Annotated in this window: 20 protein-coding genes and 3 tRNA genes; 16 read left to right on the forward strand and 7 right to left on the reverse strand. The window is 56.1% G+C overall.

Annotated features, from left to right (window positions below):
- Position 1 precedes the first annotated feature (1 nt).
- Entirely contained in the window at positions 2–628 is a 627-nt protein-coding gene (locus ACLI4M_RS17975; protein WP_133623976.1) for an acyl-homoserine-lactone synthase, read from the forward strand.
- A 4-nt stretch (positions 629–632) separates the two neighbouring features.
- On the opposite strand, the gene ACLI4M_RS17980 is transcribed toward ACLI4M_RS17975, so the two are convergent.
- Both ACLI4M_RS17980 and ACLI4M_RS17985 read right to left on the reverse strand, forming a co-directional pair.
- On the reverse strand, positions 633–974 hold the full coding sequence (locus tag ACLI4M_RS17980) for a GlpM family protein (protein WP_048916450.1): 342 nt from the start codon (positions 972–974) through the stop codon (positions 633–635).
- Positions 975–1,068: 94 nt separating this feature from the next.
- Positions 1,069–1,293 carry a DUF2594 family protein gene (locus ACLI4M_RS17985; RefSeq protein WP_048916449.1) on the reverse strand — a complete coding sequence of 75 codons (225 nt, stop codon included), beginning with the start codon at positions 1,291–1,293 and terminating at the stop codon, positions 1,069–1,071.
- Positions 1,294–1,792: 499 nt separating this feature from the next.
- Here ACLI4M_RS17985 and uvrY point away from each other — a divergent pair, with 499 nt between their 5' ends.
- From uvrY to ACLI4M_RS18040, 11 genes are all read left to right on the forward strand, one after another.
- On the forward strand, positions 1,793–2,452 hold the full coding sequence (gene uvrY, locus ACLI4M_RS17990) for a UvrY/SirA/GacA family response regulator transcription factor (protein WP_133623975.1): 660 nt from the start codon (positions 1,793–1,795) through the stop codon (positions 2,450–2,452).
- The gene (uvrC, locus tag ACLI4M_RS17995) at positions 2,445–4,277 is read left to right on the forward strand and encodes an excinuclease ABC subunit UvrC (RefSeq protein ID WP_048916446.1); all 1,833 of its coding nucleotides are present in this window, start codon (positions 2,445–2,447) and stop codon (positions 4,275–4,277) included. The genes uvrY and uvrC overlap by 8 nt, the downstream gene beginning before the upstream one ends.
- A gap of 71 nt (positions 4,278–4,348) precedes the next feature.
- Entirely contained in the window at positions 4,349–4,897 is a 549-nt protein-coding gene (gene pgsA, locus ACLI4M_RS18000; protein ID WP_048916445.1) for a CDP-diacylglycerol--glycerol-3-phosphate 3-phosphatidyltransferase, read from the forward strand.
- 155 nt (positions 4,898–5,052) lie between these two features.
- Positions 5,053–5,128, forward strand: a tRNA-Gly gene (locus tag ACLI4M_RS18005).
- A 46-nt stretch (positions 5,129–5,174) separates the two neighbouring features.
- Positions 5,175–5,248, forward strand: a tRNA-Cys gene (locus ACLI4M_RS18010).
- A gap of 12 nt (positions 5,249–5,260) precedes the next feature.
- Positions 5,261–5,346: transfer RNA gene (locus ACLI4M_RS18015), tRNA-Leu, on the forward strand.
- 253 nt (positions 5,347–5,599) lie between these two features.
- Positions 5,600–6,031, forward strand: coding sequence for a MarR family winged helix-turn-helix transcriptional regulator (locus ACLI4M_RS18020; protein WP_133623974.1), 432 nt, complete (start codon positions 5,600–5,602; stop codon positions 6,029–6,031).
- 61 nt (positions 6,032–6,092) lie between these two features.
- Complete coding sequence (locus ACLI4M_RS18025; protein WP_133625090.1) at positions 6,093–7,727, forward strand: MFS transporter; 1,635 nt, start codon at positions 6,093–6,095, stop codon at positions 7,725–7,727.
- Entirely contained in the window at positions 7,727–8,818 is a 1,092-nt protein-coding gene (locus ACLI4M_RS18030; protein ID WP_099753384.1) for an HlyD family secretion protein, read from the forward strand. Before ACLI4M_RS18025 ends, ACLI4M_RS18030 begins: the two co-directional genes overlap by 1 nt.
- The gene (locus ACLI4M_RS18035; RefSeq protein WP_413449802.1) at positions 8,818–10,197 is read left to right on the forward strand and encodes an efflux transporter outer membrane subunit; all 1,380 of its coding nucleotides are present in this window, start codon (positions 8,818–8,820) and stop codon (positions 10,195–10,197) included. The genes ACLI4M_RS18030 and ACLI4M_RS18035 overlap by 1 nt, the downstream gene beginning before the upstream one ends.
- A gap of 388 nt (positions 10,198–10,585) precedes the next feature.
- Positions 10,586–10,789 carry a hypothetical protein gene (locus tag ACLI4M_RS18040; RefSeq protein ID WP_062818133.1) on the forward strand — a complete coding sequence of 68 codons (204 nt, stop codon included), beginning with the start codon at positions 10,586–10,588 and terminating at the stop codon, positions 10,787–10,789.
- Here ACLI4M_RS18040 and ACLI4M_RS18045 read toward each other — a convergent pair.
- Positions 10,770–11,939 carry a beta-glucosidase gene (locus tag ACLI4M_RS18045; RefSeq protein WP_133623972.1) on the reverse strand — a complete coding sequence of 390 codons (1,170 nt, stop codon included), beginning with the start codon at positions 11,937–11,939 and terminating at the stop codon, positions 10,770–10,772. The two genes, ACLI4M_RS18040 and ACLI4M_RS18045, sit on opposite strands and share 20 nt — an antisense overlap.
- Before the next feature lie 127 nt (positions 11,940–12,066).
- Here ACLI4M_RS18045 and ACLI4M_RS18050 point away from each other — a divergent pair, with 127 nt between their 5' ends.
- Entirely contained in the window at positions 12,067–13,533 is a 1,467-nt protein-coding gene (locus ACLI4M_RS18050; RefSeq protein ID WP_048916438.1) for a phospholipase D family protein, read from the forward strand.
- A 67-nt stretch (positions 13,534–13,600) separates the two neighbouring features.
- Here ACLI4M_RS18050 and mdoC read toward each other — a convergent pair whose 3' ends face one another.
- Positions 13,601–14,728, reverse strand: a complete 1,128-nt coding sequence (mdoC, locus tag ACLI4M_RS18055; protein WP_048916437.1) for a glucans biosynthesis protein MdoC — start codon at positions 14,726–14,728, stop codon at positions 13,601–13,603.
- Positions 14,729–14,999: 271 nt separating this feature from the next.
- Between mdoC and mdoG the strand changes: the two genes are divergently transcribed.
- The 3 genes from mdoG (at position 15,000) to ACLI4M_RS18070 (ending at position 19,474) form a co-directional block, all read left to right on the forward strand.
- Positions 15,000–16,535 carry a glucans biosynthesis protein MdoG gene (gene mdoG / locus ACLI4M_RS18060; protein WP_180276706.1) on the forward strand — a complete coding sequence of 512 codons (1,536 nt, stop codon included), beginning with the start codon at positions 15,000–15,002 and terminating at the stop codon, positions 16,533–16,535.
- Positions 16,528–19,086 (forward strand): glucans biosynthesis glucosyltransferase MdoH, encoded by a 2,559-nt coding sequence (mdoH, locus tag ACLI4M_RS18065; RefSeq protein ID WP_048916435.1) that lies wholly within the window; start codon positions 16,528–16,530, stop codon positions 19,084–19,086. Before mdoG ends, mdoH begins: the two co-directional genes overlap by 8 nt.
- A 145-nt stretch (positions 19,087–19,231) precedes the next feature.
- Positions 19,232–19,474 carry a YceK/YidQ family lipoprotein gene (locus ACLI4M_RS18070; RefSeq protein ID WP_133623970.1) on the forward strand — a complete coding sequence of 81 codons (243 nt, stop codon included), beginning with the start codon at positions 19,232–19,234 and terminating at the stop codon, positions 19,472–19,474.
- Here the strand turns inward: ACLI4M_RS18070 and ACLI4M_RS18075 are convergent.
- The 3 genes from ACLI4M_RS18075 to mdtG form a co-directional block, all read right to left on the reverse strand.
- Entirely contained in the window at positions 19,465–19,866 is a 402-nt protein-coding gene (locus ACLI4M_RS18075) for a MysB family protein (RefSeq protein ID WP_048916433.1), read from the reverse strand. The two genes, ACLI4M_RS18070 and ACLI4M_RS18075, sit on opposite strands and share 10 nt — an antisense overlap.
- A 117-nt stretch (positions 19,867–19,983) precedes the next feature.
- Positions 19,984–20,220, reverse strand: a complete 237-nt coding sequence (locus ACLI4M_RS18080; RefSeq protein ID WP_133623969.1) for a helix-turn-helix transcriptional regulator — start codon at positions 20,218–20,220, stop codon at positions 19,984–19,986.
- A gap of 168 nt (positions 20,221–20,388) precedes the next feature.
- Complete coding sequence (mdtG, locus tag ACLI4M_RS18085) at positions 20,389–21,651, reverse strand: multidrug efflux MFS transporter MdtG (protein WP_133623968.1); 1,263 nt, start codon at positions 21,649–21,651, stop codon at positions 20,389–20,391.
- Positions 21,652–21,735: the final 84 nt, after the last annotated feature.

Below are 21,735 nucleotides of genomic sequence, written 5' to 3' on the forward strand. Positions count from 1 at the left end.
TATGAAGATTATCCAGACCAGATTGAAGGACATGCCATCGTCGTTGCTGGCAGAATTAGGAAGTTATCGGTATAGCGTTTTTGCCCGCGGTGAGGGCTGGTCAATTCCTTCACGCCTGAGCACTCCGGGACAGGAGTACGACCGCTATGACCGATCTGATGTGATCTGGTTGATCGCCTGGAAAGCGCAGCATGGTATTTGCGGCTGCGTACGCCTGATGGCGTGGCACAACCCCGATAATAATTCGTCGGAGATGATCGGTGAGAGTGAGTCTGACGACAGCGAAATTGTCTGGGAAATGTCGCGCTTTTCCGCCCGGCTTGAGATTGACGCCGAACTGCCACTCAATATTTTATGGCATGCGGTACAGCTGGCGGCGCAGTCCGGCGTGAAATACCTTTACAGCGCGGCAACGCCAATGCTGGAACAGATGTTTGAACAGCATCAGGTGAATTATGAACCCCTCACGCCGGGGATTATCCAGTCAGAGGATAATCTGTTTGCGGTGAAAATCCCGGTGCAGCAGCCCAATCTGGCGGAAAAATTCCACGGCGCGCGGCGTTTTCGTCCTGAGGAAGTGCTGCCCACGCTGGGCGTTTCGGTTAGCTGGGGAGCGCGCGGGCGTTAGTCGCTCAGTGACCCTGCCACTTTGACCACAGCGTGATTAATAACCACGCTGCCGCACACCAGCACACTACGGCTGCCAGTAGCGCCCACGGCAGCCGCATCAAATTGATCAAATACCATAGCGACAGCAGATAGACAAAATAGGGAATAATCGCCCACATCCCAAAAAGAATGGTGGTGCGCAGTGCTTCAACACCGCGTTCACTGGCAACAATATAGTGAGCCAGCAGGGCGAATGTGGGAAACAGCGGGATCAGACCGGCAAGATAGTAATTGCGGGTTTTGGACAGAATGCCAATTAACACCACAACGAAAGCGCCGAGTAATGCTTTGAAAAGTAAGGCCATTGCTTTATTCAGTCAGCGAAAACCTTAAGATGTGACAAAATCACTGAAAAAGCAATGGACCTTTTATGAGCCAGCGTGCGCCAGCGCAAGGGGATTACTGGCGGAACGCGAACTTAATTTGCTTAACGGTGTTGCTAAATACTTCCGCCTGCTGCCGATCTTCGAGATCGGCGATGTAGCGTTCCATCTTGATAATCACTTTCCCGGCATCGGCCTGACCCATTCCCTTCAGCATCAGCGTAACCAGTGCCTTCATACAGGTCACTTCGTTGGCGAGTGCCTGCACTTCTTCGCTGGTTGTAAAGTCAATCTGACTCATGATCTCTCCCAATAGTCATTGAAAACAGTGCACCTGGCAGGTGGACCAGGCACTAAAAGTTGTTAAAAGTATATCACATAATGGTATGAAGGAATCCCCTGCGCGGGGCGCTTAAGATTAAACTGAACTCATCACTCAGGCAGCGGCGATTAACATTGATGGCAGAATAGGATGGCGAATCGGCTGCCGCATAAAAAGAGTGAGCTATTATTTTTTCAAAATTTAAACTATTGCCGGGTAAATCTATCTATTTGTAATATATGTGATAATTTACTATGATTTGAATCTGTTATTGATGGCGCGAGTTATCTGGCCCTGATAGTTGTGCTAATACAGTGGCAATGTTGTTGGATTTTCACGCGAATAAAATGCGCTGGATAATTATTTTTTCTGCGCTATGTATCATTATTTCTGTTCTAACACTGCTGGAAAAGTAGTAACATAACGGCCCTGCCAATGTCTCTACTGTCACCCGCCTCAGCCATCTAGGGAGCCTCTTTTGATAAGCGTATTTCTTGTTGATGACCACGAACTGGTACGTGCAGGTATTCGTCGCATCCTGGAAGATATCAAAGGTATCCAGGTCGTCGGCGAAGCCAACTGCGGTGAGGATGCGGTAAAGTGGTGCCGTAGCAACAGTGCCGACGTGGTGCTGATGGATATGAACATGCCCGGCATTGGCGGCCTTGAGGCCACGCGTAAGATTGTGCGCTACGCCCCGGACAGCAAAATCATCATGCTGACCATCTATACGGAGAACCCGCTGCCGGCGAAAGTCATGCAGGCTGGGGCTTCCGGCTATCTGAGCAAAGGTGCCGCGCCGCAGGAAGTGGTCAGCGCGATACGCTCCGTTAACGCCGGGCAGCGCTACATTGCTTCAGATATTGCTCAACAGATGGCGTTAAGCCAGCTTGAACCGCAAAAAGCGGAATCCCCTTTCAGCTGTTTGTCGGAACGCGAATTGCAGATTATGCTGATGATTACCAAAGGCCAGAAAGTGACGGAAATTTCCGAACAGCTTAACCTGAGCCCGAAAACCGTTAACAGCTATCGCTACCGCATGTTCAGCAAGCTTAACATTAGTGGTGATGTAGAGTTAACGCACCTGGCCATTCGTCATGGCCTGTTCAATGCGGAGCCGTTAATCAGTAGTGAGTGATCTGTTTGATGCTAAATCTTTCCTGAAAACCGTCACCAGTCAGCCTGGCGTCTACCGGATGTATGATGCCGGCGGCACAGTCATCTATGTCGGTAAAGCGAAGGATCTCAAAAAGCGCCTGACCAGCTATTTTCGCGGCAATCTCGCCAGCCGGAAAACCGAAGCGCTGGTGGCACAAATTCAGCAAATTGATGTGACGGTAACGCACACGGAAACCGAAGCGTTACTGCTTGAGCACAACTACATCAAGCTCTACCAGCCGCGCTATAACGTGCTGCTGCGTGACGATAAATCCTATCCCTATATCTTTCTGAGTGCGGATACCCATCCACGCCTTGCCAGCCACCGCGGCGCCAAGCATGCGAAAGGGGAGTACTTTGGCCCTTTTCCCAATGGCTATGCGGTGCGTGAAACCCTGTCGCTGTTGCAAAAAGTCTTTCCGGTTCGCCAGTGCGAAAACAGCGTATACCGCAATCGCACGCGTCCCTGCCTGCAGTATCAGATTGGTCGCTGCCTTGGGCCCTGCGTCGCAGGACTGGTTTCGGAAGAGGAGTATGCGCAGCAAATTGATTACGTCCGGCTGTTCCTGTCCGGTAAAGATGATCAGGTGCTTAACCAGCTGGTGGGACGGATGGAAAACGCCAGCCGCGATCTGCGCTTTGAAGAAGCGGCCAGGCTGCGCGATCAAATTCAGGCCGTGCGCCGGGTAACCGAGAAGCAGTTTGTCTCAAACCAGGGCGATGACCTTGATGTGATTGGCGTGGCCTTTGACTCGGGCATGGCCTGTCTGCATGTGCTGTTTATCCGCCAGGGGAAAGTGCTGGGCAGCCGCAGCTATTTCCCAAAAGTGCCGGGTGGCACCGATCTGTCAGAAGTGGTGCAAACCTTTGTCGGTCAATTCTACCTGCAGGGGAGCCAGGCGCGCACGCTGCCGGGAGATATTCTGCTGGACTTTACGCTGCCGGAAAAAGATCTGCTGGCGGAGTCGCTGACCGAGCTGGCGGGGCGGCGCGTGTCGATTCAGAGCAAACCGCGCGGCGATCGTGCCCGCTACCTGAAGCTGGCCCGCACCAATGCGGCCACTGCGCTGGTGACGCGTCTGGCGCAGCACTCGACCATCCATCAACGGCTGGCTGCGCTGGCGCAAACGCTGGAGCTGCCGCCAATCCGGCGTATGGAGTGTTTCGATATCAGCCATACCATGGGCGAGCAGACCGTTGCTTCCTGTGTGGTGTTCGATGCTAACGGGCCGCTGCGCAGTGAGTATCGTCGTTACAATATTACGGGAATTACCCCGGGTGATGACTACGCGGCAATGAATCAGGTGCTGCGCCGCCGCTATGGCAAAGCGATTGAAGAGAGCAAAATCCCTGATGTGATCCTGATCGATGGCGGAAAAGGCCAGCTGGCTCAGGCGAAAACAGTGTTTGCCGAGCTGGATGTTCCCTGGGATAAAAATCGCCCGCTGCTTCTCGGCGTCGCGAAAGGGAGCGATCGTCGGGCAGGGCTGGAAACGCTGTTCCTCGAGCCGGAAGGTGAGGGCTTTGCTCTGCCGGCGGACTCCCCGGCGCTGCATGTTATCCAGCATATTCGTGATGACTCTCACAATCACGCAATTACGGGTCATCGTAATAAACGGGCAAAAGTGAAGAACACCAGTGCACTGGAAACCATCGAAGGCATCGGCCCGAAACGCCGCCAGTCGCTGCTTAAGTACATGGGGGGCCTGCAACCGCTGATTAATGCCTCGGTTGAGGAGATTGCCAGCGTGCCGGGAATATCGCACGCGCTGGCGGAAAAAATCTTCCATGCGCTGAAACACTAAGCATTGCAACACCCGGGGCAATGTAGCAACATAGGGACAAATTCTACTCTGTCCAGACAGTTAGCGTAATTATGCCATTTAATATTCCGACCTTACTTACCCTGTTTCGTGTAGTGTTAATCCCATTCTTTGTGCTGGCGTTTTATCTGCCATTTCAATGGGCTCCGCTCGCCTGTGCGCTGATTTTCATTTTCGCTGCGGTGACTGACTGGTTCGACGGTTATCTGGCGCGCCGCTGGAAACAGACCACGCAGTTCGGCGCCTTCCTCGACCCGGTAGCGGATAAAGTGATGGTGGCAATGGCGCTGGTGCTGGTGGCGGAATATTTCCATGCCTGGTGGATTACGCTGCCTGCCGCCACCATGATTGCCCGCGAGATTATCATTTCTGCTCTGCGCGAGTGGATGGCTGAAATCGGTAAACGCAATAGCGTGGCCGTATCCTGGATCGGTAAAGTGAAAACCACGGCGCAGATGCTGGCGCTGTTTGCTCTGTTATGGCATCCAAATGATGTGATTGAAGGCGTCGGCGTCGCCGCTTTATATATCGCAGCGGTGCTCACTTTCTGGTCAATGTTCCAGTATCTCAGTGCGGCGCGCGGCGATCTGCTCGAACGGTGATCGAAGCGGTTCAAAAAGCAGCAAACAGATGCTTTGTGAGGATAATTTTATTGACTCGCCTGGTGAGAACAGTAGAATGCAACGCATCGAAAGGCAGCATGGTCTGCCAGAAGATAAAGTAAGTCAGAGAGTTAACTTAACTTTTTGATTGCTAAGCGGGAATAGCTCAGTTGGTAGAGCACGACCTTGCCAAGGTCGGGGTCGCGAGTTCGAGTCTCGTTTCCCGCTCCAAATTTAGTCAGCAGAGGTGAAGCTCTGATGACAGAAAAGAATAAAAGGCGCGTTGGCAGAGTGGCCATGCTACGGATTGCAAATCCGTCTACCTCGGTTCGACTCCGGGACGCGCCTCCACTTTACACCCAAGCCCGGGTGGTGAAATCGGTAGACACAAGGGATTTAAAATCCCTCGGCTTATGGCTGTGTGGGTTCAAGTCCCACCCCGGGCACCATCTTCGAACTACCGATTAAAACGAATAAAAACAAGCTGTAAGCAATGTCGTAACCGCCCCTGAAAGGCGGTTTTTTTATGCCTGAAATTCCTCTTCCCCACTATTTCTGCTTTGCCCACGTTAATAACGGGCGACTGGCGCAGTGGCTAAGAATTATCTAAACTCTCTGGCAGTAGCTTCCATTCTTTATCTGAGCGTGCTTATAATTGCCGGATAATTTTAGTTAGACCTCTAATCATCAGGCATCGATACATTGAACTCTCAGGAACTAAACTTTTCCCGTTTACTGCATCTGACGGCTCATGCCTGGCGTCAGGCGATCGACCGTCGTATGAAAGACAATGGGTTGAGCATGAGTAGCTGGATGGCCGTTGCCACCATTGCTATTCAGGATCAACCCATGAGTCAAAAAGAGCTGGCGCAGGCGCTGGGGCTGGAAGATGCCAGCGTAGTCCCGCTGATCGATCGGCTGGTGAAGCAGCAGCTGGTTGAGCGCGTTCAGCCTGCGGAAGATCGGCGTAAGCGGCTGCTGCACGTCACCCCGAAAGGGGAGCTGCTCTATCAGCGTTTAAAAACACAAGCCGACGCGCTGCGTAATGAACTGCTGTCAGGGGTTAATCCCGCCGAGCTGGCGGTCACCCAGCGCGTACTGCAACAACTGCTGGCGGCAACTGAGGTGAAGTAGGGTGCGTCGCAATAAATCCAATCCTTATGCACCGGTTGAGTGGGCGCCCGGTGAAAAACCGATGCTGCCTGGCTCCCCCTCCACGCCAGTTCATCCCACGCATAAACGTATTGCTTTTGGTATTGTTGGCCTGCTGATCTGTATCACCGGGGCGTTGAGTAATGCGCTGGTAACGGCGAATCTGACCAATTTACAGGGCGTATTCGGTGCTTATAACAACGAAATTGCCTGGCTTCCCGCCGTCTATGTGATGGGCAATATTTCGATCAACCTGCTACTGGTCAAGTTTCGCCAGCAGTTCGGCCTGCGCGTGTTTACCGAAGCCTTCCTTGTCCTGTATGTGCTGGTGGCGTTTTTCCATCTGCTGGTCAACGATCTCAGCTCGGCAATTATCGTGCGTGCCGCGCACGGCATGGTGGGCGCGGCGCTCAGCTCGCTGGGAATTTACTATCAGGTGCAGGCATGGCCCGCAAAGCACCGGCTGAAAGCGCTGGCGATTGGCCTGGGCGCATCCCAACTGGCGATCCCCCTGGCGCGCCTGTTCTCCACCGAGCTGCTGCAGCTTGACGAGTGGCGCGGACTCTACCTGTTTGAGCTTGGCCTGGCACTGATGGCGCTGGGCGCGGTATTAATCCTTAAGCTACCGCCCGGTGAGCGGACTAAAGTTTTTGAGAAAAAAGATTTTCTCACTTTCTTCCTGATGGCACCCGGTATGGCACTGTTCTGCGGCGTGCTGTCACTCGGGCGTATCGAATGGTGGACCAGCACGCCGTGGCTGGGGATCTGTCTGGCGCTGGGGCTGGTGCTGGTCACCGCCGCGGTGCTGGTGGAGCACAACCGCAGCAACCCGCTTATTAATACGCGCTGGCTGGGCAGCGGGGCGATATTCCGTCTCGGCATTGTGATGATCCTGCTGCGTATCATGCTGGCTGAACAGAACACCGGGGCGATTGGCTATCTGCAGCAGCTGGGGATCCAGAATGACCAGATGCAGGGGCTGGCGCTGGCGATCCTCGCCGGTGTCGCCGCCGGGATTGTCTGCAGCGCGCTGACCATCAATCCGCAGCATCTTAGCTGGCCGATTGTCATGTCGCTAATTATTGTGATGGTCGCCTCGTTGATGGATGCGCAGTCCAGCCCGCTGACCCGTGCCAATAATATGTACTTCAGCCAGTTTCTGCTGGGTTTCAGCACCTCATTCTTTATTGCTCCGGCGATGCTGCTGGGCGTGGGTAGCGTGGTGACGCAGCCGAAAAATTTAGTCAGTTTTGTGGTGCTGTTCGGCATGAGTCAGAACCTGGGGGGCCTGATGGGGTCGGCGCTGTTAGGCACCTTCCAGACGTGGCGTGAAAAATATCACTCCAGCCTGCTGGGCGATCAGCTCTCCCTGCTCGATCCGAATGTCACCGATCGGCTGGCGCAGTACAGCAATCTGTTCTCCAGCCTGCTGGGTGACAGCACGCTGCGCAGTGCAGAAGGCACCTTGCAGCTGCAAACCGTTGCCACCCTGCAGGCCAACGTGCTGGCCTATAACGATGTTTATATTCTGACCGCTGTGATGGCAGGGGTCACTTTACTCTGGGTGTTATGGCGGCTGTCGCGCCTGCGCTACCTCAACTGGCAGCAGGCTAAGCGCGAAGCGGAAGCGGAACAGCGAGCTATGCAAAATACTAATATTGCGAACGTAGGTAACTAATGAGTCAACAGGACCAGCAGCTCCAGGAGCGCCAACGAAATAACAAGCTGCGTATTGTCTCCATCGCCCTTGGCTCCGGCATTGCGCTGGTCGGGGTGCTGGTGATCCTTTATGCCTGGCAATTGCCGCCTTTCACCAGTGAGACGCAGTCAACGGAAAACGCCTACGTGCGCGGCCAGGTGACCTTTATCAGTCCGCAGGTGAGCGGCTATATCACCTCGGTGGACGTGCTGGACTTCCAGCCGGTACATCGCGGTGACGTGCTGATGACCATTGATGACCGCATCTATAAGCAGCATGTGCATCAGTCTCTCGCCCAGCTGGAGATGAAAAAGGCCGCGCTGGCCAACAACCTGCAGCAGCGTCGCAGTGCTGAAGCGGTGATCAAACGCAATGAAGCGGCACTGATCAATGCCAAAGCTCAGGCGGTGAAAGGCGGGCTGGATCTTAAGCGGGTAGAGAACCTGGTGGCGGATGGTTCGCTGTCGCTGCGCGAGCGTGATGCATCGCGCGCCAGCAACAGCCAGACGCTGGCCGATGTGCAGCAGGCGCAGGCTACGCTGGAAGTGTCGAAGCAGGATCTGCAAACGGTGATTGTTAACCGCGCCTCGCTGGAGGCGGACGTCGCCAGCGCCCAGGCGGCGCTGGAACTGGCGCAGATCGACCTGGACAACACCAAAATTATTGCCCCACGCGACGGGCAGCTGGGGCAGATTGCCGTGCGCGAGGGCGCATATGTCTCCGCCGGGACGCGCCTGACGTCGCTGGTTCCGCAGCAGATGTGGGTGATCGCCAATATGAAAGAGACGCAGATGGCGCGGGTTAAACCGGGCCTGCCGGTGGTGTTTACCGTTGATGCTCTCGATGGCGAGCGCTTCAGCGGCGAGGTTGAGTTTATCTCACCGGCGGCAGGTTCCGAATTCAGCGCGATCTCACCGGATAACGCTACCGGTAACTTTGTCAAAATAGCCCAGCGTATTCCGGTGCGTATCAAAATCACCAGCGATAACGCGACCCACCTGCGACCGGGCATGTCGGTGGAGGTGAATATCGATACCGCAGCCAAACCACGCGACGGGGAGCAGCAATGATGGCGGCCAGACAAACGCTGCTGGTGGTCATGATGACGGCAGCCCTGGCCGGGTGCGCCACCCAGGTGGAAAAAGCGCCTTCCTCGTTGCCCATTCCCGCGCAGTGGCGCAGCCAGGTCGGGCCGGGTGCAGCGGTGGAAGCCAGCTGGTGGCGGGCGTTTAACGATCCCTCTCTCAATCAGCTGGTTGAGCAGGCGCTGCGCAACAACCCGGATATTCTCACCGCCCGCTCGCGTGTCGATCAGTACCGCGCCCAGCTGCGCGGAGCAGAGGGGGATGACTTCCCGACGCTGGATGCTGGCGTGGCGGCGACGCGCGCGCGTGCTATCTCAGCGGTGACCGGTCAGCCTTATCAATATTCGGTATTCCAGGGGCTGCTGCAGGCTAACTACAATGTCGATTTGTGGGGTGAGCGCAGCAGCAGCGTCGATGCGGCGAAAGCCTCGCTGGCGGCACAGCAGGCAGCGGCCAGCGCCGCAGAGCTGACGATTGCCAGCTCGGTGGCATCCGGCTATATGACGCTGGTGTCGCTGGATGAGCAGCTGCGCGTGACCGAGGCGACGCTGGCCACGCGTGCCAACTCGCTGAAGCTGGCGCAGCGCCAGTATGAAACCGGCTATACCTCTAAACTAGAGTGGGTGCAGTCGCAGTCTGAATACCAGACGGCGAAAGCGCAGATCCCGCTACTGCAGCATCAGATCGCCCAGCAGGAGAATGCGCTCAGCATCCTCGTTGGCATGAACCCGCGCCAGATCGCGCGGCAGAACCACTTCGAGCACCTGGCGCCGCAGACGCTGCCGTCGGTGATGCCATCGCAGCTGCTGCAGCGCCGCCCGGATATTGTGCAGGCCGAGCGCCAGCTGCTGGCCGCCGATGCCTCACTGCAATCCTCGCGCGCCGCGCTGCTGCCATCGCTTAACCTGACGGCGAGCGGCACCCTGCAGAGTTCCATCCTGCACGATCTGGTCAGCGATCCGTTCCGCCTGTGGAGTATTGGCGGCAGCGTGCTGGCCCCGATACTCAATCGCGAAGCGCTGACGGCGCAGGTCGATGTTTCGATGGCAACGCGCAATCAGGCGCTGTACAGCTATGAGAAAGTGGTGCGTAGCGCGTTTAGCGAAGTGAATGACGATCTGGATGCCATCGCCCGTTACCGCGAGCAGCTTGGCGAACTGCAGGCGCAGGAGAAGGTGGTGCAGGAAGCACTGCGCATTGCCAGCAACCGCTACCAGAATGGTTACGCTTCCTATCTTGATGAGCTGGACGCACAGCGCACGCTGTTCAGTACCCAGCTCAGCGTGGTGCAGGCAAAAAACAACCTGCTGCTGGCGCAGATCGATCTGTATCGCGCACTGGGCGGCGGCTGGCAGCCTGAATGATTGCCGGGTCGGGCATGCCCGACCCGCTTTACCCGCCTCTGATAACCAACAGCTTTAGCTTGCCCGTGAGCTTGCGCCGCGCGTTTGCTGGTCAATGAGAGCTGCTATTACTTAGGATTTACCGGGGGAAGTATAAGTGAAAGTTGATAATCATTTGCTCTGACTGTTCACGGGCTAAAGCACTGTTTTGCCTGATTCTGCATACCAATACGCTATATCTTATTCCCTTTTCAGCAGCCTGAAATCAATTTATTACGTTAAACAACTGCGCCATTGTGCTACTCTTTAGCGCGATAATCAGACAGTTTCTTTCTGCTGGCAAGGTCACCCTTGTGCCTGCGACAAGCTGAGTTTTCGTTAGTATTCCTTATTTTTATTCATGAAATGGATGTCTTTCATATTTTTACTGGCGCCTTTACAGGAACGTTTTGCCGGTATGCTGTGGCTGATAATGAAAAACCGTTCTAAACCCGACCCTGAAAAAGAGAGCCGGGTCCCATTAGATGATGCACAGTTTGCGATTGTCGTGCTGGCAATCACCTCTTTTACCCTGATCATTTTCGTGCTGACTATCACGCTGTGGATGTCCTGACAGGCTCCTGCTTCAGTTTGATCTGCTGGCTGCGTAACGCCAGGGCAAACGGCTCATTAACGGTGCGGTTGCCGTTGGCATCCGGCAGGCCAAACAGCCCGGCGGGTGAACGGCGGTCATCGTCCCAGGCGGGATAGTCGACCAGCGGATAGATCGATACCCCCTCCAGCGCTACCCCGGCCTCCAGTGCCAGCGCAGCCTCCTGACTGACCCGATTAAACCAGTCCGGACATTTACCGATCTCTGCCCCGGTTTCAGCTATCAGCAATGGGCGTTGATAACGTTGCCAAACTTGCTGTAAAAGATGATGCAGCGGCAGGTAGTCGGGGTGATGGGGTTCCAGCGGGTCACCATTGTGGAACCACTCATTGTCCGGGTACCAGGTGAATCCGATAATATCCAGTAACTCCTCTGAACCTCCCAACTCCGCCGCGCTGCGTCCACTGATCCAGTCCCAGACTTCAAACTGTGCCTGATGCTGCTGCAGTGCCTGCTGCTTTGCGCTGCTGGAGTAACCGGAAGCCGCAACATGGACCAGCGGGTCGGTAATGACGAAACGCACTCCGGGCAGCTCTTCACGCATTGCGCGCATGGCGGCGATACTGGCTGCGACCAGCTGACGCTTCAGTTCAATACGGCGCCCGGTAACAAAGGGGTTAAACCAGGCAATATCGGCGCCTGCCCACGACCAGAAAGAGATTTGATTCATCGGGCTGATAAAGGGGGCGGCCTGTCCTCGCGCGCGCAGCAGGCAGGCAAAAGCGCGGGCGAAGGCGGCAAAGCGCTCAACAAATTCTGGCTGCCAGATATCCAGCCAGTCCGGCCAGCCAAAGTGCGCCAGCTCCCAGATCATTTCGATATGGTATTTTTCGGCTGCTTCCAGCTGCGGCAAGAAACTTTGCCAGTTATATTCACCTGCCTGTTTTTCAACCAGATACCAGCGTGCGCCATCGCGCGCTGTCAGTAGCTGATGCTGCTGTAACAGGGCATAATCTTTCTCCAGCAGGGTATCATGTCCGCTGCTGAGCATCAGATCCGCACGTTTCCCCGGGGTGCGGCAGGCGGTGGAGCAGGCAAAACTGCCCTGATAAAAGCTGTTAAACAGGCTGGCCTGGTGGCGTTTCTGATTGTGCTGGCTGCCAACATGCATGATGCTCTCCTGGTCACTGGGACTGTCGCAGGGCGATGGGCTAAGTCTAGACTATATGTCTGGTCAGACGGGGAGAGATCGTCGGAAGATACCGGATGAACAACCGTAAACCTGTTAAGGATAGTTGATGACCGACACGCTTCACTCGCCGCAGGAAGAGAGCCTGGCCGGCACGCGACTGGCTCATGCCATTACGCCTCTGGTTGAACAACATCCTGAGCACAGCGGGGTCTATCCGCTGGCGGAGGGGCTGGATGCCTTTGCAGCACGCTATCTGCTGATTTCTCTGGCGGAGTGCACGCTGGATATCCAGTACTACATCTGGCAGAACGATATGTCAGGCCGGCTGCTGTTCAGCGCCCTGCTGGAGGCGGCCGCACGCGGGGTAAAAGTGCGCCTGCTGCTGGACGACAACAACACCATGGGGCTGGATAAGACGCTGAGCGAGCTGAATCGCCATGAGAATATTGAAGTGCGTCTGTTTAACCCGTTCTCATTTCGCAGCCTGCGCATGCTCGGCTATCTGACCGATTTTGCCCGCCTTAATCGCCGCATGCACAACAAGAGTTTTACCGTGGATGGCATGGCGACTATTGTGGGCGGGCGCAATGTCGGCGACGAATATTTCGGTGCCGGTGACGAACCGCTGTTCTCCGATCTCGACGTGCTGGCCGTCGGCCCGGTCGTGCATGATGTGGCGCTGGATTTCGACCGCTACTGGCAGAGCCGCGCCGTGGCTCCCCTTAACAGCGTGGTGGAGGATGAGCAGAGCAGCCCTTCAGCCGTGGTGCTGCCCGAGGAGTGGCGCGCCAGCGAGCAGGTGGTGCGCTATCTCGATCGGGTGGAAGCCTCCAGCTTCGTTAGCCAGCTGGAGAGCCGCAGCCTGCCGTTTACCTGGGCTGATACCCGCCTGCTGAGTGATGACCCGCGCAAAGGGCTGGGCCGTGCCCGCAGCAGTACGCTGCTGCCTCAGCGCTTGCTGGAGGTTATTGGCCAGCCGCAGCAGCAGTTCGATATCATCTCGGCCTATTTTGTACCGACCCGGGCAGGGGTGGCGCAGCTGCTGCGGCTGGTGCGCAAAGGCGTCAAAATCTCGATTTTGACCAACTCGCTGGCGGCGAACGATGTCTCTATCGTGCACGCGGGCTATGCTAAATGGCGCAAGAAGCTGCTGCGCCACGGCATTCACCTGTATGAGCTGAAGCCGCACATGGCTGCACGTGAACCGAGCCACGACCGTGGCCTGACGGGGAATTCCGGTTCCAGCCTGCACGCCAAAACGTTCAGCGTCGATAATCAAAAAGTCTTTATCGGATCGTTTAACTTCGACCCGCGCTCCGCCGTGCTGAACACCGAAATGGGGCTGGTGATTGAGAATGAGGGCCTGGCAACGCGAATTCATCAGCGCTTTATCAGCAGCATGCGCGAACGGGCCTGGACGCTGCGTCTGGATAAGTGGGGGCGGGTAAACTGGGTGGAATACCCGGGGGAGGGGGCGAATGAGGTGGTACACAAGCACGAGCCGCGCACCCGGCTGATGCAGCGGATCCTGGTGCGGCTGGTGTGGCGTTTACCGATTGAGTGGCTGCTGTAGGGGCCGGTCAGGCCCAATCCGGGGCGAGCCGGGCCATCGGCCCGACCACACCCGATGGCTCAGTTTGCTATGTGCGCTGTGGCTTGCCAGAAAACAGGAAGCGCAGCAGCGGAATGCGCAGGTGGATCTCATACAGCAGGAAAGAAATCCCGAAGACAAATAGCAGCCCGGCGAAAAAGCCCAGCGTGTTACTGCCAATCACCGGCACAAAAAGGATGCCGTAGATAATGGTTAACGGATGGTGGACCAGATAAATAAACAGCGATGCATTCACCAGGTAGGTGACGCGCGGCGAGTGGGAGTTCAGCAGGCGATGCCCAAGGGAGAACACCACGTTAACCATCCACAGCCCCATCAGCATCGATACCAGGGTATCAATCTCATACAGCCAGCCTTCACCCTTGTTCCAGGTTTGGTTAGCAACATAGGCAGCGAAGGCCAGTGCCGAACCGACAAAGGTCCAGGGCACCGGGCGCACAAACAGCGCTTTAATCGCCGGGTACTTAAAGGCCATCCCACCCAGCATAAAGAACGGCAGGTAAACCAGGGTTTGCATCACGGCCATATTGAACAGGGCATCACCCAGGATCTGCGGCGCAAAGATAAACATCAGGCGGCGGAAAATACCCCAGGCGAGGCCGCAAAGCAGGATCCACAGCGTTAATTTCCCCCAGGTTAGCTCGGAATAGTCTGTTTTTTCCCGCTGGCTATCGCGCAAAATACGGAACAGCCAATAGCCCGCCACAGTCAGTATTACCAGAACCAGCAGAAACCACAGGTGTGAAATCAGATCCCAAACCAGCGCGTTGTACTTTTGATAGGGCGTTAATTTGCTCCAGTCGCCAATCTTACTGGTCCACTCCTTCAGCAGGAAAAACTGCGGCAGGGTGATGAGCGGGATCGCGGTCAGCATTGGGATGCCAACCCGCTCCAGGCGCACCTTCAGCCAGTCTGACGGGCGGTAGCGCAGGAATAGCATGTAGGAGAAATAGCCTGAAATGACGAAGAACACCTGCATGCGAAACGCATGGATAAAATCATTAAACAGGGTGAGCCATTCAGAAGGGTGCAGGCTGTTTACTGACCACGTCTGAGTGGAATAAATGAGCGAAACATGGAATGGCACGCCTAATAACATCAGATAGGCGCGAATAGAGTCGAGAAAATATTCTCTTGGCTGCGTTTTTTTAGTCATAAATGTCCGATATTCAACATGTTAATGTCTTGATTCACCCTGAACCAGACTAAAGTTTAGCGCTTACTTTAATAGTTGAAACCCGGGTATACTATCAGCCAAATCTGTTTCCGTTAACCGCTTGAGAATAGGGCGCTTAACACGATCGGATTCATGGAACAAAAACGTGGTCAGGCTGTCGGAATGCTGGATTATCCTTTAAGATGGATGCAATTGATTTAAGCACCCGAAAGGGGGGGAAGTGCGGAATAAAATGAACAATAAACCAGAACTGATGAAATTGCGCTGGCTTGGCGCAGCAGTTTTGCTTTCAATGTATGCCAACACCAGTTGGGCGTTTAACATTGATGATGTGGCAAAACAGGCGCAGGAGTTAGCCGGGAAAGGCTTCGAAGCGCCTAAGAGTAACCTGCCATCACAGCTGCGTGATATGAAATATGCTGACTATCAGCAGATCCAGTTCAATCACGATAAAGCGTACTGGAGCAATCTTAAGACCCCTTTCAAACTTGAGTTCTACCATCAGGGAATGTATTTCGATACCCCGGTGAAACTCAATGAAGTCACGGCGACCAGCGTGCGTGAGATCAAGTACTCCCCGGACTATTTCAACTTCGGCAACGTTAAGCACGACCCTGATACCGTCAAAAACCTCGGGTTTGCTGGCTTCAAGGTGCTTTACCCGCTGAACAGTAAAGATAAGAAAGACGAAATCACCAGCTTCCTCGGCGCGAGCTACTTCCGCGTTATCGGTGCCGGACAGGTTTACGGTCTCTCTGCCCGCGGCCTGGCCATTGATACTGCGCTGCCGTCCGGGGAAGAGTTCCCGCGCTTTAAGCAGTTCTGGATTGAACGCCCTAAACCCCAGGATAAACATCTGGTCATTTATGCGCTGCTGGATTCACCACGTGCGACCGGTGCTTACCGTTTCCTGATCACCCCGGGTAAAGACAGCACGGTCGACGTGCAGTCTAAAGTTTACCTGCGTGACAAAGTGGGCAAGCTGGGCGTGGCCCCACTGACCAGCATGTACCTGTTTGGCGCCAACCAGCCATCGCCAGTGCCAAACTATCGTCCGGCGCTGCATGATTCTAACGGTCTGTCGATTCACGCCGGAAACGGTGAGTGGATCTGGCGTCCGCTGAACAATCCAAAACACCTGGCTGTCAGCACCTTCACCGTGGAAAACCCACGTGGTTTCGGTCTGCTGCAGCGGGGGCGCGATTTCGATAAATATCAGGATCTCGACGATCGCTACGATATGCGTCCAAGCGGCTGGATTGAGCCGAAAGGCGACTGGGGCAAAGGCCGCGTAGAGCTGGTTGAGATCCCAACGTCCGACGAGACCAACGATAACATCGTGGCCTTCTGGACCCCGGAAAGTCTGCCAGAGCCAGGAAAAGTGATGAACTTCTCCTACCGCCTGCACTTCACGCGTGACGAAAGCGCGCTGCATTCACCGGAAACGGCGTATGTGAAAAGCACCCTGCGTTCAACCGGTGATGTGAAGCAGTCGAACCTGGTGCGTCAGCCTGATGGCACCGTGGCATTTATCGTCGACTTCGTTGGCCCGGAAATGAGCAAGCTGCCGCAAAACACCCCAGTGACCCCTCAGGTCAGCATCGGTAACAACGGTGAGCTGGTGGAAAACAGCGTGCGCTATAACCCGGTCACCAAAGGCTGGCGTCTGGTGCTGCGCGTGCGCGTAAAAGACAACAAACAGCCGACGGAAATGCGTGCTGCACTGGTTAACGGTGACAAAACGCTGACTGAAACCTGGAGCAATCAGCTGCCTGCCAATGAATAAGTCTACCGTAATACCCGATGAGTATATCGACGCGCTGCCCCTCTCCGCTGAGCGGAAAGGGGAGCTGCGCTCGGCACTGCCGCCTGAATCTGACGACGCCTTTGGCCAGCTGCATCACCTGCTGGCCGAAGAGGGTCCGGTTGAAACGCGTGCCGATGACGCACCGCAGGAGTCGGTAAAAACACGCGTCGAACAGAGCTGGCCGGATTCCGTTGATGACGGCAAGCAGTTCGATAAAGATGCGCTGGACCGCACCACGCTGAAAGCGATGCCGAAGCATACCCGCTCTTCCATGTACCCGGAAGAGTGGCGTACCAACCCGGTGGCGCGCGCGTGGGATTCCGTGCGTGGCCGTAAAACCACCCCGCGTTTTGCCAGCCGCGAAGAGCAGAAAAGTGAAGATAAGTGGCGCCATGTCGGCTCCATCCGTCGTTATATTCTGCTGTTCCTCTCTGTTTTCCAGACGGTTGTCGCCACCTGGTATATGAAGACCATTCTGCCTTACCAGGGCTGGGCGCTGATCGACCCAATGGAGATGATCAACCAGAACTGGCAGCAGTCGGTGCTGCAGATCCTGCCTTACGTGCTGCAGACCGGGATCCTGTTCCTGTTTGCCGTGCTGTTCCTGTGGGTCTCCGCCGGTTTCTGGACTGCGCTGATGGGCTTCCTGCAGCTGTTGATCGGTAAGGATAAGTACAGCATCTCCTACCTGACCAACGGTGACGAGCCGATCAACCCGGATCACCGAACCGCGCTGATCATGCCGATCTGTAATGAAGACGTTGAGCGCGTGTTCGCCGGCCTGCGTGCGACCTGGGAATCCGTGGTGCGTACCGGCGAGCAGGACAATTATGACGTCTACATCCTTAGCGACAGTTACAACCCTGATATCTGCATGGCCGAGCAAAAGGCGTGGATGGAGCTGGTACGTGATGTCGGCGGGGAAGGGCGCATTTTCTACCGCCGCCGCCGCCGTCGCGTAAAACGTAAATCCGGTAACATCGATGACTTCTGCCGCCGCTGGGGTAGCCAGTACAGCTACATGGTGGTGCTGGATGCGGATAGCGTAATGAGCGGCGAGTGTCTCAACGGGCTGGTGCGTATGATGGAAGCGAACCCGAAAGCGGGTATCATTCAGTCTTCGCCGAAAGCATCCGGGATGGATACGCTGTATGCGCGCTGCCAGCAGTTTGCTACCCGCGTTTACGGCCCGCTGTTTACCGCTGGTCTGCACTTCTGGCAGCTGGGCGAGTCGCACTACTGGGGCCATAACGCCATTATCCGCGTTAAGCCGTTCATTGAGCACTGTGCGCTGGCACCGCTGCCAGGTGAAGGCTCATTCGCCGGTTCAATCCTGTCGCATGACTTTGTGGAAGCTGCACTGATGCGTCGTGCGGGCTGGGGCGTGTGGATCGCTTACGATCTGCCGGGTTCTTATGAAGAGCTGCCGCCAAACCTGCTGGATGAACTGAAGCGTGACCGTCGCTGGTGCCACGGTAACCTGATGAACTTCCGTCTGTTCCTGGTAAAAGGCATGCACCCGGTGCACCGTGCGGTGTTCCTGACCGGCGTGATGTCTTACCTGTCTGCTCCGCTGTGGTTTATGTTCCTGGCGCTGTCGACCGCGCTGCAGGTGGTGCATACGCTGATGGAGCCGCAGTACTTCCTGCAGCCGCGCCAATTGTTCCCGGTGTGGCCGCAGTGGCGCCCTGAACTGGCGATAGCGCTGTTCTCAACCACCTTAGTGCTGCTGTTCCTGCCGAAGCTGCTGAGCATCGTGCTGGTGTGGTGCAAAGGGGCGAAGCCTTACGGCGGAGCGCTGCGCGTGCTGGCCTCCCTGTTCCTGGAGATGCTGTTCTCGGTGCTGCTGGCGCCGGTGCGCATGCTGTTCCACACCGTATTCGTGGTCAGCGCGTTTCTTGGCTGGGAAGTGGTGTGGAACTCGCCACAGCGTGATGATGATGCCACACCGTGGAGCGAAGCGTTCAAACGCCACGGCTCGCAGATGCTGCTGGGCCTGGTGTGGGCGGGCGGTATGGGCTGGCTGGACCTGAACTTCCTGTGGTGGCTGTCGCCAATCGTGTTCTCGCTGATCCTGTCGCCGTTTGTCTCGGTGTGGTCAAGCCGTCGCACGCTGGGTCAGGCTTCGAAACGCGGCAAACTGTTCCTGATCCCGGAAGAGTACGATCCGCCGAAGGAGCTGCTGGATACCGACCGTTACGTTGAGCTGAATCGTGAACGTGCGCTGGAAAATGGCTTTATGCACGCCATGTTCCATCCGTCGTTCAACGCACTGGCCAGCGCAATGGCGACCTCGCGTCACCTTAACAGCGATATTCTCGACTATGCCCGCGACCGCCGCATTGAGCAGGCGCTCAGCGAGTCACCCTCTAAACTGGATCGCGATCAGCGCCTGGCGCTGTTCAGTGACCCGGTGACGCTGGCGCGTATGCACTACCGCCTGTGGCAGAATGCGGATAAGTACCACGACTGGTTAGATTATTACCATTCGCTGGAACTGAACCCGAAGGCGCTGAATAACGCCAACTAGTTTGCGGGGCGGGCATGCCGCCCCCGACGACGCGATAAGCCGGAACTCAGGTTCCGGCTTTTTTTTTACGTTTAATTTGCAGTTGCCGCTCTGGTCAAAACTGGACCAGACTGTAGAATAGTGCGTTTTTTACTCTGGGGCAGCGATGGTGGCAATGATAGTGCGGGGATTAGCGGTGGGGCTGTGCGTGCTGGTGCTGAGCGGCTGCGGCAGTATTATCAGCAGAGCCGTGCCCGGACAGGGGCACGGCAATCAATACTACCCCGGCGTACAGTGGGATATTCGCGACAAGCCGTGGCGTTTTCTCGCCATTATTGACCTGCCGCTGTCGCTGGTGGTGGACACATTACTGCTGCCGGTTGATGCCAGCCACGGGCCTTACGAGTAATTATTGTCGGCGTCGGTGTTATCGTCTTCCCACTCTCCCGCTGCCGCGTCGGCCTCTTCGCTGCCGGCAGGCGGTTCCAGCTGGAATTCGCCCTCATCCCACTCGTACAGCGTCTTCTCCGGCAGCCACTCCTGACGCAGTTCAACCTCATCGAAATCATCTTCAAAGATGGCCTGCGCCGCATCTCCACTGCGGAAGGCCAGTAGCTCTCCTTCATCACTGTCATCGGTGAGAAACTCCGCCTGCCACATGATATCCCCATCCTGCATCACAAACTTCTGCAGATTGAACTGGTTAACAGAGGCTTCACCCTCGTCCAGCTCCGGGTTATCGGCAAGGTACTCTTCACGTGCCATCTCAATCGCTTCTTCCAGCGTGGCATACATGCTCATGGCATCTCCTCAGGTCAAAAATGACTAAAGAGTAATTGTTGTCGCTATGGGCAAAGATGCAAGGCGGGGGAGGAGAAATATTTTCGTGGTGATTTATTGCACGGGTATTGTCAGGGTTTATCCCTGAACCCCCATCCACTGCTTCAGCTTGGCCACCGAGGCAGGGGCCTGATAAACCAATCCACGCCCATCTTTGAGCGAACGCAATAAACCGCGAGCGGCCAGTGTCTTCAGGCGACTTCTGGCGGTGTTATCCGAGAGTGACAGACGCTGGCTGACGCCGGCGGCGCTCAGCAGAGAGCCGGGAGCGTTTAGCGCGAGTGCCAGAATATCCTGCGCGGTTTTATCCAGCATGAAGATATTTACTGTCGCTGGCGCTATGCTGCGCCAGTAGTGCAATAAGCTCCTCAGCGCTAAGTTCAGCCTCAGCCACTGAGGGCGGCGTTTTGATTCTCATCTCAGACAATCTCAAAAAGGCTATTATTTGAGATTACTTGAGATGAGCCGCCACCGCAATTCCCTTTACTCTGCTTCCGATAGCGGGCGCTGTTCTTCTTCCCGCACCACCATTCTTTCGGTTCGTTTTCTCAGCGTGTACCAGGTGTACCCCACGTTGAACAGCACGATGCAGGCGGTGACCAGAAACACCGCACGGAAACCGTAATGGGCCGACACCGCGGCGCCCATCAACGGGCCACTGACGTTGCCGATGTCGCGGAAAGACTGGTTATAGCTGAAGATGCGCCCGGCGACCTGATTGCTGGCGTTGTAGATCAGCAGCGACTGCACCGCTGGCAGTAATGCACCGTCGGCGGCGCCGAGCAGAAAGCGCAGGATCCCCAGCTGCCACGCACTCTGCACAAAAGCCATCGGGATCAGTAGCACGACTGAAATCAGCAGCATGGCAACGAGGATTCGCTCCGGGCCGATGCGATCCCCCAGCCTGCCAAGGCGTGGCGCACTCATCAGCGCCGCCACGCCAGGCACCGAGGCAATCATGCCGCTAATAAAGGCCAGATTCGCCACGTTGCCCGCCAGCTCGCGCACGTACAGCGTCAGAATGGGGGCAATCGAACCGGTAGCGACCTGGATTATCAGCGTGGTGACGAACAGTGCCAGCACCAGCCGGGGATTTTTCAGCGAGGAGAACACCTGGCGGGCGTGCAGCAGATCTTTTTTCTGCACCGGGGTGAAGCTCTCACGGATGCAGAACAGGGTCATCAGGAAGCAGGAGAACAGCACCGCCGCAGTAATATAGAACACCGGGCGCAGGCCAAAGCTGTCGGCCAGCAGGCCGCCGATTAGCGGGCCGATCAGCGCGCCGCTGACCGCCCCGGTTGACAGCCAGCCCATCGCCCAGCCGGTTTTATTACGCGGCACCTGGGTGGCGATCAGCGCGTTGGCGTTGGGCACAAACCCCCCGAGCAGGCCGAGCAGTGCACGCAGCGCCAGAAACTGCCAGACGGAAGTGGCCATACCCATCAGCATCATCACAATTGCCATGCCCAGGGCGGAGCGCAGCAGCATGATTTTGCGGCCTTTACGGTCGGCAAGTCCGCCCCAGAAAGGGGATGCAATAGCAGAGAACAGGAAAGTGATGCTAAAAACCAGCCCGGACCAGATGTTCAGCGCCTGGGGATCGGTAATGCCCAGCTGCTCGACATACAGTGGCAGAAAGGGCATAACCAGGCTGAAACCGGCGCCGGTGAGGAAACATCCCACCCAGGCGACAAAGAGATTTCTCTGCCAGTTGATGATAGTTGAGGGCGTATCGGCCGTAGACATAGCGTGTGCAGTAACCTTAGAAGTTAACGTCGCAAATTAACCATTAGCTGGCTAAGTATGCGCCTTTAAATGCTCACTGCCTAG

Origin of the sequence: Erwinia sp. LJJL01 (assembly GCF_047300805.2) — a bacterium.
Classification (GTDB): Bacteria; Pseudomonadota; Gammaproteobacteria; order Enterobacterales; family Enterobacteriaceae; genus Erwinia; species Erwinia aphidicola.